Below are 17,727 nucleotides of genomic sequence, written 5' to 3' on the forward strand. Positions count from 1 at the left end.
CGCCGATCGGGTGACCACAAGCAGCTCGGCAGCGAGGGTGGGGCGAGCGGTGCCCTGCCGAACCTGAGAACGCCGTCCATCCTCGCAGTTGCTCCTATCCCGGATAGTAGGCACCCGGATTCCGCGCTGCTCGTCCCGCGGGCACGACCGGCCCGACGACCCGAGCCTGGCCTCTACTAGGGCACCTAGTAACGTGTCCCCAGCATCCCCTCCCTCGGCCGACCCCGCCGCCCGGTCAGGATCAGCAGTAACCAGTCCGCCGACGCCAGGCGGCGCGTGAAGGAGCCGCCGTGAGCACCCACTCGAGGGCCCGGCCGACTCCGACGGTGCCGGTCCGCAGCCAGGCCGGAGCGAGGATGCCGTGACCGACGTGCAGACGCGTCGGCCGGCACGGCCGCCGGCCATCCCGTCCCGGGGCCCGCTGCTGAAGCTGGGACACTGGCTGCTGCGCCGCTGGCGGTGGTTGACAAGCATGCGGACGGCGGTGGTGCTGCTGTTCCTGCTGGCGCTCGCGGCTGTACCGGGCTCGCTGTTCCCGCAGCGGTCGCTGACCCCCAGCGCGGTGGCCCGGTACTTCCGGGAGAACCCCGACCTGGCGCCCGTCCTCGACTGGCTGGGCATGTTCGACGTCTTCACCAGCCCGTGGTTCTCGGCGGTCTACCTCCTGCTGTTCGTCTCGCTGATCGGCTGCCTGGTGCCGCGCTGCATCGAGCACCTGCGGGCCGTGCGGGCCGATCCGCCGCCCGTGCCGCGGCACCTGCACCGACTGCCGGTTCACGCCACCGCCGAGGTGTCGCTGCCCGCGGAGGCCGTGGCCGCGCGAGTCGAGGCCGACCTGCGGGCGGCGCGGTTCCGGGTGTCCCGGCGCACCACCGCCGACAGCGTGGAGATCTCGGCCGAGCGTGGCCGGGTGAAGGAGACCGGCAACCTCGTCTTCCACCTCTCGCTGCTGGCGCTGCTGGTCGCGCTGGCCGGCGGCAAATTGTGGGGTTACGAGGGCAGCATCTTGGTCACCGAGGGAGACGGCTTCTGCAACTCCTTCCAGCAGTACGACCGGTACGTCGCCGGGCCGTTGGTCGATCCGGACAGCCTGACGCCGCTCTGCTTCGACCTGCAGGACTTCCGCGCCACCTACGAACTCAACGGCACGCCGGCCTCGTTCACCGCCGACATCCGGGTGCAGGCCGAACCGGGAGTACCCACGGAGCAGACGACGATCGGCGTCAACGACCCCTTCCGCTCCGACGGCGACCGCCTGTACGTGACCGGGCACGGCTTCACGCCCCTGTTCACCGTGACGCTGCCGGACGGTCAGGTCTTCGAGGAACTCTCGGCGCCGTTCCTGCCCACAGACAGCACCACGTTCGCCAGCGAGGGGGTGGTGAAACTCCCCGACCTCGGGGACGGTTCCGGTGACGGCTTCGCCCTGGAGGGCTTCTTCGCCCCGACCGGCCTGGTCCAGGGCGGCGTCCTGACCTCCGTGGACGCGCGGCCGCTCAACCCGCAGGTCGCCATCATCGGCTACCGCGGCTACCTGGGGCTGGAGAGCGGTGAGCCGCAATCGGTGTTCACACTCGATCAGACCCAGATCGACGTGGGGGCGCTGAACCGGATCGGCGAGGGCAACCTGGGCATCGGGGAGAGTGCGACACTCGAGGACGGCACAGTGGTCCGGTTCGACGGGTTCCGGGAGTTCGCAGCCCTCCAGGTCTCGCACGATCCAGGGCAGGTCGGCGTCCTCATCAGCGCCATCAGCATGCTGCTCGGGCTCCTGGCGACCCTGCTGGTGCGCCGCGAACGAGTCTTCGCCCGAATCTCAGACACCCAGATGCCCCACGGGGACTCGAGTCGACCGACGACCGTCTCCCTGGCGGGACTCGCTCGGGGCGGAAACGCCGATGCTCACGAGCGACTCCGCGAACGCTTCGCAGGCCTGCTCGATGACAGCCCGTCCCGGCTGGCGGCCGGCGCCACCGCGCCATGACCCGGACGGAAGAGACGGCCTCGACTGCCACCCGGCGTAGGGAAGCACCGACGACGGCCCACGGCGGACGTAATCGATGGCTGCCCGGCTGGCAGCGCCTGCTCGCGGGACTGGCCGCCGGGGCGCTGCTCGCGGGCAGCATGCCACCGCGCACGGCGTGGTACCTGGCGCCGGCCGGTGCCGCCGCCCTCACCTGGGCGCTGCTCGGTCTGCGGTGGCGGCGGCGGCTGGTCCTGGGCGCAGTGGCCGGGGTGGGCTTCTTCGCGCCGACGCTGTCCTGGCTCACCGGCTTCCACCCGGCCGGCTTCGCCGCCGTCCTGGTGCTCGAGGTAGCCCTGTTCGCCGCAGCGATGCTGCTGGTCGATCCCGGCCGGGGGCGCTGGTGGACGGTCCCGGCGGCGCTGGTGGCGCTGGAGGCGGTGCGCGCCCGGTTCCCGTTCGGTGGCTTCCCTCTCCCGGGGATGGCCCTGGGGCAGCTCGACGGCCCCTTCGCGGCGGCCGCGCCCCTCGCGGGCTCGCTCCTAGTGGCCGGGCTCGCCACTGGCGCCGGAGCGGCAGTGACCGGGCTGGTCGTGGCCCGCCGGCGCGTCCGCGCGCTGGTGCTCGTCGCGGCACTTGCCGCCCTGAGCACCGCCGGCATCGTCGTCGCGCAACCGGGGGGCACATCGACCGGCCAGCTGCGGGCCGCCGTGGTGCAGGGTGGTGGTCCGCGTGGCATCCCCGCCGTCGAGGCTGATGAGCAGGCGGTCACCGAGCGGCTGTTCGACGTCAGCGACGCCCTGCCCCCCGACCTCGACCTCGTGCTGTGGCCGGAGAGCAGCGTCGTGGTGACCGGACCGGTGGCCGAGACCGGCGAGGCCGACCGGGTCGCGGCACTCGCCCGGCGCACCGGCGCCACCGTCGTGGCCGGGGTCACCGAGTCGGAGTCGACGACCTTCCGGAATGCCGCGGTGGCCTGGGGACCGGACGGCCGCATCCTGGATCGTTACGAGAAGGTGCACCGGGTGCCGTTCGGGGAGTACATCCCGGCCCGCGGCCTGTTCGAACGACTCTCGGACATGACGGCGCTCGTTCCCCGGGACGCCGTTCCCGGTCGCGGTCCGGGGTTGCTGGACACGGTCGCCGGGCCGCTGGGCGTGGTCATCTCCTATGAGGTCTTCTTCTCCGATCGCGCCCGTGCCGCGGTCACCGCCGGCGGCCAGGTGCTGCTGGTACCGACCAACGCTGCTTCCTACACCACCGAGGAGGTGCCGGCGACCGAGGTAGCGGCCGCCCGGATGCGGGCCAAGGAGATGGACCGCGCGGTGCTGCAGGCCGCGCCGACCGGCTACACCGCGATCGTCCTGCCCGACGGCAGCGTCGGCGGGCAGGGAGAGCTCAGCACGCCGGAGCTGCTCACCGCCACGATCCCGCTGCGTACCGGCCTCACCCCCTATGCCCGCACTGGCGACCTCCCTGTCCTGTTGGTTGTCGCATCGGCTCTCATCGCCTTTCCGGTCCTTCGCCGACGGCGCCGGAAGCACCGGGCGGCCGACGCCTGACGGTGAGTACGTACGTGGAGGGGACCCCTCGGATAGAGTCCAGCTCTCCGCTCGTCGACGGTCGTACACGTCCGCGGCGACCGGCCAATGCCGACCGCTGTGCCAGGCAGACCGCCGGCTTGTGAATCAGCGGTCGGCGGGACGGACGCGCAATCCGGCCAGGGTGACGTCCACGAGCCGGTGCACAGCCGCCTCGGTCGGCAGGCTGCCCGCCGCACTGAGGGCGTGCAGGCAGAAGTGCGCCAGCTCGTCCGGCGCGACGTCGTCCCGAAGCTGGCCGGCCTCGGCGGCCTCGGTCAGCACGTCCCGGAACAGGTCGACCAGTTGTCGCTGCGCGCGGGTCACGTGCTCGCCCCGATGCAGCAGGGCACCTAGTTCCGGCGTGCCATGACGCGCACGGTGGTAGGCGATGAGCGCGTAGCCCTCCACGACGGCCGCCAGCCGCTGCTGGGCGTCGCCGGGCTGCTTGCGGAACTCTTCGAGGCGCTCGAAATGCGCGGTGACGTGCCGCTCGTGACCGGCGGCCAGGATCGCCTCGACGTCGGGGAAGTACTTGTACAGCGTCGCCCGCCCGATGCCGGTGGCCTCGGCAATCTGCGACATCGTCACCGACAGCAGCCCGTGCTCGGACACCAGCGCCCAGGTGGTGTCCAGGATCGCCTCGTGGACCGTGCGGCGATGCCCTTCGATTGTCTCGCTCCACAACTTCGGCACGCCCGAAGCATACGTTGCGACGCTACCCTGACGGTGTGCTTTGATGCTGGACACAGTGTCTCGATGAAGCATCAGGGTGCTGTCACTGCCGCGCGTGACCGACGGAGGACACGGAAATGACCGATCCGAACCCTGCGCCAGACCTCGACCGTGATCTCGATGGCGGAACGCCGCCGGGCATGCCGCGCTGGGTGAAGGTTTCGGCCATCGTCGTCGGCGTCCTGATCCTGGTGTTCCTGGTCCTGCAGCTGACCGGGATCGCGGGCGACCACGGACCCGGGCGGCACTCGTCCGCCGGCCTCACGCCGCCGGCCGGCGTCACCGAGTCAGCAGTGTCCGTGGATGCGCTGGCATGACCTTGTCCCCGCGCCTCCGCAAGGCGGTCCTCACCACGCACATCGCTTCCTCGGCCGGCTGGCTCGGGGCCGTCGTCGCCTACATCGGACTCGATGTCACGGCGTCGACGAGTGAGAACGTGCAACTGGTCCGTGCCGCCTACGCCGCGATGGAGGTCATCGCCTTCGCCGCCCTCGTCCCGCTGGCGCTCGCCTCGGTCGTCATCGGCGTGGTCAACGCACTGGGCACGTCCTGGGGCCTGTTCCGCCACTACTGGGTCCTGGTCAAGCTGCTACTGACGCTCGTCGCCACGGCCGTCCTCCTGCTGAAGACACCGACGATCACCTCGCTGGCGGACGCCGCAGGCACTGCCGGCGACCCGCGCACGCTGCCCGACACGCTGGCCCATTCGATCGGCGGGCTTCTTGTCCTGCTCGTGATCACCGTCCTGTCGGTCTACAAGCCTCGAGGTCTGACGCGGTACGGGTGGCGCCGACAGCAGAGCCTGCGGATCAGTGAGCGGGAGAAAGGTGCGGCGGTGGCCTCCTAGCCAGCCGGGTGGCGCGGGCCCGGCGCGCTCCACTCATCCGGGCACGACGACGGCGAGCCACAGACCTGACCCCGCGCCGAGGAGCACGGAAGCAATAGCAGCGACGTGCAAGGTGACGACAGGAGCCGTGCGGACCGCGCGCCCAACCGTCACGGTGCTAGCCCCGCCGTCGGTGCCTCCGCCAGCCGGCACGTCCCGGGTCGCCGCCGCCGGCGCTATCCAGCGCAGGTAGTAGAAGAGGCTGGCGACGGTGTTGACCGCGGCCAGCACGACCAGCCAGGCAAGCCCGCCGTCCCAGGTGGCGGTGAAAACCGCCAGCTTGCCGACGAAGACCGCCGTGGGCGGGGTTCCGACAAGGCCGAGCAGGCACACGACGAGGCTGACGACTACCCACCGGTTCCGGCCGGCGGCCGCAGCCCAGTCGGAGATCGACCGGGCCTCGGGAAAGGCCGCCACGGCCGCGAAGGCGCCGAGGTTGGTGATCGCGTAGCCGGCGAGGTAGATGGCCAGGGCCGGAAGAGCCAGGTCAGTGCGGCCCGCGACGGCGACCACCATGAACAGGTAGCCGACCTGGCTCACCGTGGAGTACGCCAGCAGTCGGGACACGTCGGTCTGGTTGAAGGCGGCCAGGTTGCCCAGGGTCATGCTCAGCGCGGCGATCACCGCCACCAGCAGTGGCACGTCCAACGGGACCCCGCCGAACGGCTCGGCGAGCAGCCGGAAGGCTGCCGCCACGGCGCCGATCTTCGGGATCGTGGTGATGTAGGCGGCCATCGCCGGCGTGGTTCCTGCCGTGACGTCCGGAACCCAGAAGTGAACGGGCACGGCGCCCGCCTTGAACCCGACGCCGGCGAGGACGCCGATGACGCCGACGGCCAGCAGCGCGGCCGGCGCCTCGGGGAGGAGCGTGGCGAGCTCCGGGTAGCCGGTGGTGCCGGTGGCCAGCACGAGGGAGGTGACCCCGACCATCATCAGCACACCGACGAAGGCCCCCATGAGGTAGTACTTCAGCGTGGCCTCGGTGCCCGACGCGTCCTTGGCGAACCCGGCGAGGGCGTAGAGCGGGATGCTCGCCAACAGGTAGGCGGCGACCAGGAGCAGCAGGTCGCCACTGGCCGCGAGCGCGATGGTGCCCAGCGCGCCGAGGAGCATGAGGACATACGCCTCGGTCTCCCGGGGATGTCCCGCGAGCGAGGACGACGCCAGGAAGACGGCAACCGCGGCCGACAGCGCGACGACGATCCGGACGATCCCGGTGGTGCCGTCGATGACCCAGGTCTCCTCGAACACCCGCGTCGGCGGATCGCTGAAAACTACGGCCGCGGCGGCCGCGCTCGCCAGACAGGCGACGATGACCACGGCCCGGACCCGCCACTGGCGGTGCTGCGGGGTCCACAGGCCTAGCAGCAGGCCGCCGCCCGCACCGAGGAGCAGCAGCAGCTCCGGAAGGAGTGCCAGCGCCTCCTCCCCCGCGCCGGTCATCCCGCCCATCGGGTCGTTCACCGGGCCACCAGCTGCGCCACCGCCGCGGCGGCCGGCTCGATGACGTCCAGGAGCGCCCGCGGGAACAGTCCCAGCAGCACGGCCAGCGCGAGGAGCGGGACGACGGCGGCCAGTTCGGCCCCGTGCACGTCACGCATGCCGGTGGCCGTGCGGGGCCGCACGGCGGTCGCCGTCGCGCCGTCCTGGGTCGGGGAGGACGACGGCGCCGCGGCTGCTGCCTGGTCGTCGGGACTGCTGCCGTCCGGGAGCGACGGGACGGCAGTGGGGCCGGTGAGCAGGCGCTGCAGCGCCACGAGGAACAGCCCGGCGGTGACCAGGATGCCCGTCACGGCCAGGACGGTGGCCACCGGCGCCGCCTGCAGGGCCCCGGTGAAGATCTGGAACTCGGCGATGAAACTGGCGAAGCCCGGCAGGCCGAGGGAGCCGAAGGCGGCCACCGCGAGCAGTGCGGCGAACACCGGCGCCGGCCGGGCGAGCCCGCCCCAGTGGTCGAAGGCGTAGGTCTGCCCGCGGGACCACAGCACCCCGCTGAGCAGGAAGAGTGCGCCGGTCAGCAGGCCGTGGCTGACCATTTGGTACAGCGCGCCGACCGTGGCGATGGTGCGGGCCTCCTCGTCCGCCTGCCCGACCAGGCCGGCAGCCCCGAGCCCGAGGAGGACGTAGCCCATGTGGTTCACCGAGGTGTAGGCGATCATGCGCTTCACGTCGGTCTGCGCCAGGGCGACGAAGGCCCCCCACAGCACGCTGATGGTCCCGACCACCACCACGACCATGGCCCACCGCTGCCAGGCGTCGGGCAGGATCGGCATCGCGATGCGGACGAAACCGTAGGTGCCGAGCTTCAGCAGGATCCCGGCCAGGATGGCCGATCCCGCGGCCGGTGCGTCTGTGTGTGCGTCGGGCAGCCACGTGTGGAACGGGAACAGCGGCGTCTTGACCGCCAGACCCAGCCCGATCGCGAGCAGCACGAGACCGCCGGCCAGCGGGGAGTCGGTCAGCGGGGGGTTCTCGGCGAGCGCGACCATGTCGAAGGTCCGCTCCTCGCTGCCGAGGAACAGCCCGATGAAACCGACCAGCAGGGCCAGCGACCCGAGGAAGGTGTAGAGGAAGAACTTCAGGGCGCTGCGTCGAGCATTGCCGTGGCCCCAGCCGGCGATGACGAAGTACATCCCGACGATCGTCAGGTCGAAGAAGACGAAGAACAGGATCAGGTCCAGCGCCGCGAAGGTGCCCAGGCAGGCCGTCTGCAGGAAGAGGAACAGCGCGGCCTGCGTGCGCGGCCGGTCCGGCTCGCGCAGCGACCAGACGGCACAGGCCAGGAACAGCACACCCGTCAGCGCCAGGAGCGGCAGGGACAGCCCGTCGACGCCGATGTGGTACCCGGCGTCCACCGTCGGGATCCACTGGAGGTCCACCTCGTAGGCGAGGTTCCCGACCACACCGGTGGCACCCCGACCCGGGTCGTACCGCCACCACATCCAGGCCACCAGAGCCAGGTCGGCGGCCGAGGCCGCGATCCACACCCAGATGGCCGCGCGGCCGGCCAGCGCCGGAACCGCGAGCAGCAGGGCGGCAGCAGCGAGCGGGAGCAGGACGACGACGGTGAGCAGCACGGTCACCTCACGATCAGGAGGAAGGCGAGCAGCACGCCGACGCCGGCGACCGCCTGGACGTAGTACTGGTGCAGCAGCCCGGTCTGCGGTCGGCGGGCGGCCGCACCTGCCCGCCGGCAGGCGCGGGCGGTGCCCCGGACGGCGCCGTCGATCACGCCTGTGTCGGCCCGCGCGGAGGCGGCAGCGGCCCGGGTGACCGCCCGTGCGACGCCCCGCACCGCGCCGTCGATGGCGCGGTCGTCCAGGGCAGCGGCCACCCGGGCCACCGCCATTGCCGGCGCCGGGGACAGCAGTCGCCGCAGGCCGACCCAGGTCCCGAGCGGGCCCCGTTCGAGAGCCCGGACCACACCGGGCCGCGCCCGGACCACGACGACCGAGACCACGAGCGCGGCCACCGCGAGGACCCCGCCCAGCAGGAGGCCGCCCAGGTCCACGGGTTGCGCCTCGACACCGAGCACGTCCTCCAGCGCACCCGCCACCGCGGGCACCGCCAGCGCGCCAAGGCCGGCGGCCGCGATCGCGAACACCACAGCGGTGGCGGTGGCCGGCACCGGGACCCGCCGCGTGCCAGGTTCCTCGTCGTCCAGCGGCTCGTCGCCCGTGGGCGCGGCGAGGACGACAGCGATGATCTTGGCGGCGTACACCGCCGAGATCACCGCGGCCGCCAGACCGAGCACGCGCAGCGGTGCGCTGTCGGCCTCGGCGAGGATGCCCTCCTTGGTCGCCCACAGGGACAGCGGGGGAATCCCGGCCAGCGCCAGCGCAGCCACGGTGGCCGCGGCGCCGATGCCCGGATAGCGCCGCGCCGCGCCACGCAGCCCGGGCAGCTGCTTGGTGCCCAGCGCCGTCAGCCATGACCCGGCGGCGACGAAGAGACCGGCCTTGACCGCCGCGTGGGCGACCAGCTGGCCCGTCCCACCTGCGGTCGCACCGATCCCGGCAGCGAGGACGACGAAGCCGATCTGGGCGGCGGTGCTGGCGGCGAGGAGCTGCTTGAGGTCCCGCTGCGCCACGGCGACCGCGCCGAGCACGAGCGCGGTGAGCGCGCCCGCCCAGGCGGCGGCGGTGGCCGCCCAGCCGGTGGCCGCGAGCAGCGGCTGCGTGCGCAGGAGCAGATATCCACCGGCCGCGACCATGGTCGCCGAGTGGAGCAGCGCGCTCACCGGGCTCGGCCCGGACATGGCGCCGGAGATCCATGCGGAGAAGGGCATCTGCGCGGACTTGCCCAGCGCCGCGACCAGCACGCCGGCCGCGGCCAGGTCCAGCCAGCCGCCGTCCGCGGTCGCGAGGTCCTCGAGGACGAGCCCGCCCGTCCCGGCGAGCGCGGCACCGGCCGCGACGTAGAGCCCGAGGTCGCCGGCGCGCGTGGTGAGGAACGCCCGGGTCCCGTCGTTCAGCTTGCCCGGGTCCTGCCACCGGTACCCGATCAGCGCATACGACGTCGCGCCCATCACCTCCCACGCCAGCAGCAGCGCCGGGAACGTGGTGGCGGTGACCGTGGCCAGCATCGCCGCGATGAAGAGCAGGAAGTAGCCGAAGAAGCGGGCACGCGCCGCCTCCGGGGGCAGGTCGACGACGGCGAACACGGTGGTCAACAGCGCCACGGAGGCGACCAGGACCACGAGAACGGCGGACAGCCCGTCGACGGCCGCCCCGAGCTCGCCGCCCGGGATGATCCCCAGGAACGGCGCCGACAGTCGAGGTCGGTCACCGGCGACCAGCGCCGCCAGCGCGAGGGCACCGACGGTGGCCAGCACGGCGGCGGGCCCGGCGACGCGATCGGCCCGCCGGCCCGTTCCGAGCAGCAGGACTCCGAGCACGGCCGGCAGGAGGACGAGGGCGCCCAGCGCCGTCGTTCCCAGGGACCCGCTCATCCGCGCAGGTCCGTAGCCATGTCGACCATGTCGACCTGCCGCGCCCGGTAGATGGCCACCGTCACGGCAAAGCCCATGGCCATCTCCACCGCCATGACGACCAGGGCCACGACGACGAGCATCTGCGCATCCGGCAGCTCCGGGGCGATGAAGTACCAGGCCGCTCCGCCGGCCAGCAGGACGCCGTTGAGGACCAGCTCGAGGCCCATCATCACCATCACGATCGACTGCTGGGACAGCGCGCCGAACAGCCCGACGCCGATCAGGCCGGCGGCGACGGTGAGCACGATCTGCAGCACCAGTTCGGCGGTCACCGCGGCAGCCCGCCAGGAATCGGGTCGTCCGGCCGCTTCGCGGCGAGGTCCGCGCCGAAGCGGTCGTAGCGCCCGCGCGCGGTGGCGAGCACCGTGCCGGCGAGGATGGTCGCGAACAGCCCGATGCCGATCATCAGCATGACCAGCATGTGGCTGCCCATGATCGCCTCGCCGAGCTGACGGGTGCTGTCTTCCGGCCGCTCGGTACGCCCGATCGGCCAGTCCACCGTCCAGATCCCCACGACCAGGACGACGAACGCCACGGCGCCGGTGAGGGCCGAGCCGCGGGCGTTGTGCACCATCGTCATCGGCATCAAGCCGGCCGGGTTCATCATGAACATGATCATGAAGACGGCCATGATGGCCATCTCGATCGTCATCATCAGCGCCGTTACCACGGCCAGGTAGACGAGGTCGAAGGCCAGCAGGACGCCGGCCACCGCCAGGAACGAGGCGAGGAGGGCGAAGGTCGCCCGGGCCATCGAGTCGACCACGAAGACCGCGATCCCCCCGGCCACCGACAGCACACCGAGCACGACCACGGCCGCGATCGTCCAGCCCGACAGGTCGGTCAGCACGTCCGTCCTCCTCCCGATCAGACCGCGTAGAAGCCGGACAGCAGCAGCACCGCCACCACCAGGGCCTGCACCAGCGTCACCGGGATCAGCACCGTCCAGGCCACTTCGACCACCCGATCGGGACGCAGCACCGGCAACCGCCGGCCCGCCCAGACCAGGGCGACGACGACGGCGACCGTCTTCAGCAGCTGCCACACCGGGCCGGGCAGCCACGGCCCGGAGCCTCCGCCGAGGAACAGCGCCACCGCCATGGCCGCAGTGGCGCCGAGGAAGATCACCCGGCCCGCCTCCACCAGCAGCCGGTCGACGCCGGAGAGCTCCGAGGTGACGCCGCCGGCGATGTCCGCTCCGGTCGGTGCGCCGAACGGCCCCCAGAACGCGAAGGCCGCGGCACTGGCGAGGAACACCACGAACGCGACCGGCATCGACACGACGAACCACAGACCGGCCTGCGCCGACAGGATGTCCGCCGTCCGTAGGGAGCCCGCCCCCACCCCCACGGTGATCAGGGAGAACATCAGCGGCAGCTCGTAGGCCAGGCCCTGCGCGAGGAACCGGTACCCCCCGGTCAGCGCGTGGATTGCATTCGGGCCCCAGCCGACCAGCCAGACGGCCGCCCACAACAGCGCCTCCATGGCGTTGAACCACACGAGGTCCGCACTGCTCGACCACAGGGTCCGGCCACCGATCGGGACGACGGCCATGGACAGCACCGCCAGCACCGGCACAGCAGCAATGCCCGACCGCCACAACAGCCGGTCCGGGGCGAGCGTCGTCCGCCGCTGCTCGGTCAGGAGGCGAACGCTGGAGCGCACCGGCTCGAGAACCGCCGCCCCTCCCCCGCCCGAGAGCACGACCCGGTCCACCGCCGCCACCAGCCACCCCAGCCCCAGCGCCACGCCGGTGACCAGCAGGGCCGCGGGCAGCACCCCCCAGGCCGCCGCCGCGGTCTCCGCCTCAGGCACGGGCCTCCTCCGGCTCCGTGTTGGCTGCCGACCGGTCGAGTGCGACGCTGGCGACGATCAGGCGGGCGGTCCCCAGCTCGGTCCCCTCCAGCACCGCGGCGACCTCGTCAAGCGACGCCGGCGACGCCGGCACGTGCCCGTCGGCGCCCAAGGCCACGTCGCACCACCTGCGTACCCGGTCGAGGACGTCGCCGTCCCCTGCGCTCCCGCGTTCCGAGGGCAGGTGTCCCGCGCCGCGGACGGTCCATGCCAGCGCCCGCGAGCGACGCACTCGCCGCGCCACGCGCGCGGCCCGGCGCCGGGCCGTCGCGAGCTCGCTCTGGCCCGTGGAGGCAAGACCATCGCGGGCGCACCGGGCATCGCGTGCGGCGGTCGGCCACCCGGCGACGAGGAGAAGCGAGGCGAGCTGGTCGAGCGCCGCCCGTTGCGGATGCACGTCCGCCGGAGGAGAGCTCCCGTCGTCAGTGGCGTCCACCCAGGACAGACCGGCACCGGTCAGGACGTCGCCCTGGAGGTCAGCCCGCAGGAGGAGGCCTGTGGGCCACCCCGGAAGGACGGGTCCGATCGACACCCGAAGGACGTCCAGTGCCAGCCCGTCCCGATCCGGTGCGGTCTCCGCCATGGGCAGTCCGGCGACTTCGCCGCCGTGATGCATGTGATGACCCGCATGCCCCCCGCCGCCCATGGCGGTGTGGTCCATGCCCTCCTGTCTGGAGTGGTCCATCCCCTCGTGGCCCGAGTGGTCCATGCCCGCCATGCCAGCGCGGTCCATGCCCTCGTGGCCCGAGTGATCCATGCCCTCGTGACGCGAGTGCTCCATGCCCTCGTGAGTCGAGTCGTCCGTGCCCTCCGGCGAGTGACCAGCACCGGCGCGAGCCGGAAGGGCACCATCGACGTGCTCTTTGGGCGTCGCGGCGCCGAGCGCGTGAAGCGTCTCCTCCAGTCGGTGGTGCAGGTCGGTGGTGGCGCGAAGGTCGACCCGGTGCCGGGGCTGAGCAACTTGGGACCACAGGACGTCGATGGCCAGAGCGAGTTGTGGGCCCGGCGTGCCGAGCACGAGGAGGACGTCGGTGTCGGCCGGCGACATCGCCAGCGGCCAGCCCCGGCGGTCGAGCTCTGCCTCCACCGCCCACCTGCGCTCGACGGTGCCCGGCGCATCGACGATGAGGACGCGGGGTCGGGCGAGTGCCCAGGCCCGGAGTCGGCGACTCAGGTCCATCGCAGGGCGCCTTCCCGCCAGACGTAGACCACGCCGACGAGCAGGACGGCCAGGAAGCCGAACATCTCGACGACGGCCCCGACGCCCATGTCGGCGAGCACCACGGCCCACGGGTACATGAAGATCATCTCCATGTCGAAGGCGAGGAAGAGAATGGTGATCGCGTACCAGCGCGCGTGATACCGGGAGGCCGCATGCTGCTGCGGCAGCATGCCCGACTCGAACGGCATGACGTCCGTCGCGCGGCGGGCGATGGCCATCAACGACGACGCACCGTAGAGAGTGGCCACGAGAGCGCCGACCAGCGCGAAGAGGGACAGGACGGCGAGCACGGCCACTCCTCTCGCTCGTATCGACCGGTCTGCTCTCGGCTGAACAGCAAGGCTTATCCGCACGATCGCACGGACGTCTCACACGCTAGGGCCTGCAGCTGCCGCTCACCGCCCCGAGGCCGGGACCGGAGAGATCAGCCCTGGGCTGTGATACCTGTCAGCGCACCGGGGACGCGCGTGCCGTCCGGACGGTGACCGGCCCCCGCTCCCCCATCGGTCCGGTTCGAGGCAAGGGCCTTGAACCGGCGCAGCCGCAGGCTGTTGGAGACGACGAACACCGACGAGAACGCCATCGCAGCCCCGGCCAGCAGGGGATTGAGCAGGCCTGCAGCGGCGAGCGGCAGCGCCGCGACGTTGTAGGCGAAGGCCCAGAAGAGGTTGCCCTTGATCGTGCTCAAGGTCTTCCGGGACAGCCGGATCGCGTCGGCCGCGGCCCGCAGGTCGCCACGGACCAGCGTCAGATCACTCGCTTCGATCGCCGCGTCGGTTCCGGTGCCCATGGCGAGACCGAGGTCGGCCTGCGCGAGGGCGGCGGCGTCGTTCACGCCGTCACCCACCATGGCGACGACCTTGCCCTCGCCCTGGAGCCGCTTGACCACGTCGACCTTCTCCTGCGGCAGCACCTCGGCGATGACCTCCGTGATGCCCACCTGAGCGGCCACCGACCGGGCCACGGTCTCGTTGTCGCCGGTCAGCAGCACCGGCGTGAGACCGAGGTCGCGCAGCTGGCGGACGGCCTCGGCCGACGTCTCCTTGATCGCGTCGGCCACGACGAGGACGCCGCGGGCCGCGCCGTCCCAGCCGGCCACGACCGCCGTCCTGCCCTCTGCCTCAGCGGCGGCCTTGGCGCGCTCGAGCTCCGCGGGCAGCTGCTGGGACCACTCGGCGAACAGCCGGGACCGGCCGACGATCACGGCGTGACCCTCGACGATCCCCTGGACGCCGAGCCCCCCGACGTTGCTGAATCCTTCGACCGGTGGCAAGGCGCCCGTGCGCTCGGTGGCCCCCTTGGCGATCGCCTGGGCGATGGGGTGTTCGGAGGCGTCCTCGAGCGCACCGGCCAGCCGCAGCAGCCGGTCGGCGTCCTCGCCGGACGCCGGGACGACGTCGAGCAGGGTCATGCGGCCGGTGGTGACGGTGCCGGTCTTGTCCAGGACGACGGTGTCGACCTTGCGGGTGGACTCCAGGACCTCCGGGCCCTTGATGATGATGCCGAGCTGCGCGCCGCGGCCGGTGCCGACCATCAGCGCGGTCGGCGTGGCCAGGCCGAGGGCGCACGGGCAGGCGATGATCAGGACGGCGACCGTGGCGGTGAAGGCCGCCGTGATCCCGGCCCCCGCGCCGAGCCAGAAGCCCAGGGTGGCGACGGCCAGGGCGATGACGATGGGCACGAAGATGCCCGACACCCGGTCGGCGAGCCGCTGGACCTCGGCCTTGCCGTTCTGTGCTTCCTCCACCAGCCGCGCCATCTGCGCGAGCTGGGTGTCGGAGCCGATGCGGGTCGCGCGGACGACGATGCGGCCGCCGGCGTTCATGGTGGCGCCGACCACGCCGTCACCGGGTCCGACCTCCACCGGGACGGACTCGCCCGTGAGCATCGAGGCGTCGACGGCCGAGGAGCCCTCGGTGATCACGCCGTCGGTGGCGATCTTCTCTCCCGGTCGGACGACGAACAGGTCACCGACGGCCAGTTGGTCGACGGCGATCCGCTCCTCGCGCCCGCCGCGCAGGACGGAGACCTCCTTGGCACCCAGTTCCAGCAGCGCCCGCAGCGCCGCCCCTGCGCGCCGCTTGGAGCGCGCCTCGAAGTACCGGCCGGCGAGGATCGCCGTGGTCACGCCGGCGGCCACCTCGAGGTAGATGTTCGCCGCGCCGTCGGTCGCGCTGATGGTCAGCTCGAACGGGTGCGTCATGCCCGGCATGCCGGCGGTACCGAAGAACAGCGCGTACAGCGACCACCCGAAGGCGGCCAGGGTGCCCATCGAGATGAGCGTGTCCATGGTGGAGGCGCCGTGGCGCAGGTTCGTCCACGCGGCCTTGTGGAAGGGGTAGGCACCCCAGACCACGACCGGGGCGGCGAGCGTGAGAGAAAGCCACTGCCAGTAGGTGAACTGCAGCGCCGGGATCATCGCCATCGCGATGACGGGCACCGTGAGCGCGGTGGAGACCAGGAGGCGCTGGCGCAGCGGGGCGACGGGATCCCGCCCGTCGGGCTCCCCGCCTTCCACACCGGTCGTCTCCGCGCGCGGCGGCTCGGGCAGCCGGGCGGTGTAGCCGGCCTTCTCCACGGCGGCCACCAGGTCATCGGGCGTGACGCCGTCGGCGAAGGTCACCTTGGCCTTCTCGGTGGCGTAGTTGACCGTGGCGGTGACGCCGTCGAGCTTGTTGAGCCGCTTCTCGATCCGCATGGCGCACGACGCGCAGGTCATGCCGCCGATCGTGAGCTCGACCTGGTCACCGCCGGCCGGGGTCGGCGATGTCGTGCTGTTCGTCGCGGAGCTCACTGGTTCTCCCTGTCAGAAATTGCTGTGGTGCGTCGGCCGGGGACACCCGGTCAGCTGCCGGTGTCGCCGCTCATGTCCATGCCGTCGTGGCCGGGGTCGTCCTGCGCCGGCGATTCGGTCTGGTCAGCCGCCGGTCCGACGGGTCCCACGGAGCTCCCGATGCCTAGGGCCGCGGCGAAGACGACGACCAGACCCACCAGGTAGCCGCCGACCTTGGCAGCAGTGCCGTTCACGTTTGCTCCTCCGGGATCGCGGTGCCAGGACGGCGGTCCGGTGTCCCGGACCGCCGGTCCGTCACTTGCAGCCGCAACCGCAGCCGGACGAGGTCGCCGACGCCGGCTCCTCGACCGGCGCCGCGACCTCGTAGCCGGCCTCCTCCACAGCGGCCCGCACGGCGGCGTCGTCGATGTCGGCATCGCTGGTGACGGTGAGGCCGCCGCTGGCCAGGTCGACGTCGACGCCCGTGACACCAGGCACCTGCGTGACCTCCTCGGTCACCGAGTTGACGCAGTGCCCGCAGGTCATGCCGACGACGGTGTACGTGGTGGTGCTCATCAGGGTGTTCCTCTCGGATCTCTTGTCGTTCTTGCGCCTTGTTCTCGTAGCCGGGACCGGTTGGGTCCCGCTGGTCCTCGACGACGCAGTGGCTCAGGAGCGGACGAGACGGGCGATGGCCTCGGATGCCTCGCGCAGCTTCTGCTCGGCCTCCGGCCCACCCGCGGCGGCCGCTCCGACTACGCAGTGGCTCATGTGCTCCTCGAGCAGGCCGAGAGCGACGGACTGCAGCGCCTTCGTCATGGCCGAGACTTGCGTGAGGATGTCGATGCAGTACTTCTCGTCCTCAACCATGCGCTGCAGACCGCGGGCCTGACCCTCGATACGACGAAGCCGCTTGAGGTAGTCGTCCTTGCGGTGGATGTAGCCGTGCGGACCCGCCGACTCCGTGGTGCTCATATCGCCGCTCTCCGCCTCCTGAGAAGCCGATACCCGGTAGGGGTACCGACTGCCACGACGTTACGACAGCTTTTCGGCGGTTGCAAGTCCCCTCGGGCCCGACGGGTGGCAACTGCGCGGCCGCACCGGGCAGGGAAGCGACGTCAAAGTCGTGTCGTCGACCCGATCTCGCTGCCATTACCCGCGCGGGCGTACGGGTAAGCGACCGTTGTCGGCGCCTTCCGGTTGGCGTCTGCCGCCCGCGCCGGCATCGAGAGGAGTGACCGTCATGAGCGTTGCCGGCCAGATGCTGGAGGCCTACCCGAAGGATCTCGGCGGGGTCGACCGCCAGAAGCTGCAGGAATGCATCGACGCGTGCTTCGAGTGCGCCCAGGCCTGCACGGCCTGCGCCGACGCCTGCCTCAGCGAGGACATGGTGGCCGAATTGACCACGTGCATTCGGACGAACCTCGACTGCGCCGACGTCTGTGACACCACGGGCCGGGTCCTCTCCCGGCACACCGGTTACGACGCCAACCTCACCCGCGCCGTCCTGGAGGCCTGCGCCGCCGCCTGCAAGGCCTGCGGCGACGAATGCGCCCGGCACGCCGAGATGCACGAGCACTGCCGGGTGTGCGCCGACTCCTGCCGCCGCTGCGAAGCGGCCTGCAGGGACCTGATCAGCTCCCTCGGCTGAACAGGGAACGGAACCGCGCAAGGACGACGTCGCGGCGCGTGGCGCTTTCCGGGCTGGCGATCGGCGAAGG

Annotated in this window: 18 protein-coding genes; 5 read left to right on the forward strand and 13 right to left on the reverse strand. The window is 71.9% G+C overall.

Translation table 11 applies throughout. The features are described from left to right. Window positions 1–361 precede the first annotated feature (361 nt). Window positions 362–1,984 carry a cytochrome c biogenesis protein ResB gene (locus E4P39_RS01615; protein WP_245159559.1) on the forward strand — a complete coding sequence of 541 codons (1,623 nt, stop codon included), beginning with the start codon at window positions 362–364 and terminating at the stop codon, window positions 1,982–1,984. Continuing rightward, window positions 1,981–3,525 carry an apolipoprotein N-acyltransferase gene (gene lnt / locus E4P39_RS01620; RefSeq protein WP_167761515.1) on the forward strand — a complete coding sequence of 515 codons (1,545 nt, stop codon included), beginning with the start codon at window positions 1,981–1,983 and terminating at the stop codon, window positions 3,523–3,525. Before E4P39_RS01615 ends, lnt begins: the two co-directional genes overlap by 4 nt. A gap of 126 nt (window positions 3,526–3,651) precedes the next feature. Here lnt and E4P39_RS01625 read toward each other — a convergent pair whose 3' ends face one another. Next, window positions 3,652–4,239 (reverse strand): TetR/AcrR family transcriptional regulator, encoded by a 588-nt coding sequence (locus E4P39_RS01625; RefSeq protein ID WP_135134571.1) that lies wholly within the window; start codon window positions 4,237–4,239, stop codon window positions 3,652–3,654. 116 nt (window positions 4,240–4,355) lie between these two features. On the opposite strand from E4P39_RS01625, the gene E4P39_RS01630 reads away from it, so the two are divergent. Next, window positions 4,356–4,595: a hypothetical protein gene (locus tag E4P39_RS01630; protein ID WP_135134573.1), complete on the forward strand. Its 240-nt coding sequence runs from the start codon at window positions 4,356–4,358 to the stop codon at window positions 4,593–4,595. Beyond that, entirely contained in the window at window positions 4,592–5,125 is a 534-nt protein-coding gene (locus tag E4P39_RS01635) for a DUF2269 domain-containing protein (protein ID WP_135134574.1), read from the forward strand. The genes E4P39_RS01630 and E4P39_RS01635 overlap by 4 nt, the downstream gene beginning before the upstream one ends. Before the next feature lie 33 nt (window positions 5,126–5,158). Here E4P39_RS01635 and E4P39_RS01640 read toward each other — a convergent pair whose 3' ends face one another. The 12 genes from E4P39_RS01640 to E4P39_RS01695 all read right to left on the reverse strand — a co-directional run bounded on the left by E4P39_RS01640 (window position 5,159) and on the right by E4P39_RS01695 (window position 16,981). Next, window positions 5,159–6,628, reverse strand: a complete 1,470-nt coding sequence (locus tag E4P39_RS01640; RefSeq protein WP_245159560.1) for an NADH-quinone oxidoreductase subunit N — start codon at window positions 6,626–6,628, stop codon at window positions 5,159–5,161. Then, window positions 6,625–8,247 carry an NADH-quinone oxidoreductase subunit M gene (locus E4P39_RS01645; RefSeq protein ID WP_245159561.1) on the reverse strand — a complete coding sequence of 541 codons (1,623 nt, stop codon included), beginning with the start codon at window positions 8,245–8,247 and terminating at the stop codon, window positions 6,625–6,627. Before E4P39_RS01645 ends, E4P39_RS01640 begins: the two co-directional genes overlap by 4 nt. Beyond that, entirely contained in the window at window positions 8,244–10,115 is a 1,872-nt protein-coding gene (locus E4P39_RS01650; RefSeq protein WP_135134576.1) for a proton-conducting transporter membrane subunit, read from the reverse strand. Before E4P39_RS01650 ends, E4P39_RS01645 begins: the two co-directional genes overlap by 4 nt. Further along, a complete protein-coding gene (locus E4P39_RS01655; RefSeq protein WP_209306284.1) occupies window positions 10,112–10,429 on the reverse strand; it encodes an NADH-quinone oxidoreductase subunit K in 318 nt (105 codons plus the stop codon). The genes E4P39_RS01650 and E4P39_RS01655 overlap by 4 nt, the downstream gene beginning before the upstream one ends. Further along, on the reverse strand, window positions 10,426–11,007 hold the full coding sequence (locus E4P39_RS01660) for an NADH-quinone oxidoreductase subunit J (protein WP_135134577.1): 582 nt from the start codon (window positions 11,005–11,007) through the stop codon (window positions 10,426–10,428). The genes E4P39_RS01655 and E4P39_RS01660 overlap by 4 nt, the downstream gene beginning before the upstream one ends. Window positions 11,008–11,024: 17 nt before the next feature. Continuing rightward, window positions 11,025–11,972 carry an NADH-quinone oxidoreductase subunit H gene (locus tag E4P39_RS01665; RefSeq protein WP_167761516.1) on the reverse strand — a complete coding sequence of 316 codons (948 nt, stop codon included), beginning with the start codon at window positions 11,970–11,972 and terminating at the stop codon, window positions 11,025–11,027. Further along, on the reverse strand, window positions 11,965–13,191 hold the full coding sequence (locus E4P39_RS01670) for a hypothetical protein (RefSeq protein ID WP_135134578.1): 1,227 nt from the start codon (window positions 13,189–13,191) through the stop codon (window positions 11,965–11,967). Before E4P39_RS01670 ends, E4P39_RS01665 begins: the two co-directional genes overlap by 8 nt. After that, on the reverse strand, window positions 13,182–13,523 hold the full coding sequence (locus E4P39_RS01675; RefSeq protein WP_135134579.1) for an NADH-quinone oxidoreductase subunit A: 342 nt from the start codon (window positions 13,521–13,523) through the stop codon (window positions 13,182–13,184). The genes E4P39_RS01670 and E4P39_RS01675 overlap by 10 nt, the downstream gene beginning before the upstream one ends. Window positions 13,524–13,657: 134 nt before the next feature. Beyond that, window positions 13,658–16,027 carry a heavy metal translocating P-type ATPase gene (locus tag E4P39_RS01680; RefSeq protein ID WP_135134581.1) on the reverse strand — a complete coding sequence of 790 codons (2,370 nt, stop codon included), beginning with the start codon at window positions 16,025–16,027 and terminating at the stop codon, window positions 13,658–13,660. A gap of 50 nt (window positions 16,028–16,077) precedes the next feature. Next, window positions 16,078–16,260 carry a hypothetical protein gene (locus tag E4P39_RS01685; protein WP_135134582.1) on the reverse strand — a complete coding sequence of 61 codons (183 nt, stop codon included), beginning with the start codon at window positions 16,258–16,260 and terminating at the stop codon, window positions 16,078–16,080. Window positions 16,261–16,321: 61 nt separating this feature from the next. Further along, entirely contained in the window at window positions 16,322–16,582 is a 261-nt protein-coding gene (locus E4P39_RS01690) for a heavy-metal-associated domain-containing protein (protein ID WP_135134583.1), read from the reverse strand. A gap of 93 nt (window positions 16,583–16,675) precedes the next feature. After that, window positions 16,676–16,981: a metal-sensitive transcriptional regulator gene (locus tag E4P39_RS01695; RefSeq protein WP_135134584.1), complete on the reverse strand. Its 306-nt coding sequence runs from the start codon at window positions 16,979–16,981 to the stop codon at window positions 16,676–16,678. Window positions 16,982–17,249: 268 nt separating this feature from the next. On the opposite strand from E4P39_RS01695, the gene E4P39_RS01700 reads away from it, so the two are divergent. After that, complete coding sequence (locus E4P39_RS01700) at window positions 17,250–17,657, forward strand: four-helix bundle copper-binding protein (RefSeq protein WP_135134586.1); 408 nt, start codon at window positions 17,250–17,252, stop codon at window positions 17,655–17,657. Window positions 17,658–17,727: the final 70 nt, after the last annotated feature.

The organism is Blastococcus sp. CT_GayMR19 (assembly GCF_004570385.1).
GTDB lineage: Bacteria > Actinomycetota > Actinomycetes > Mycobacteriales > Geodermatophilaceae > Blastococcus_B.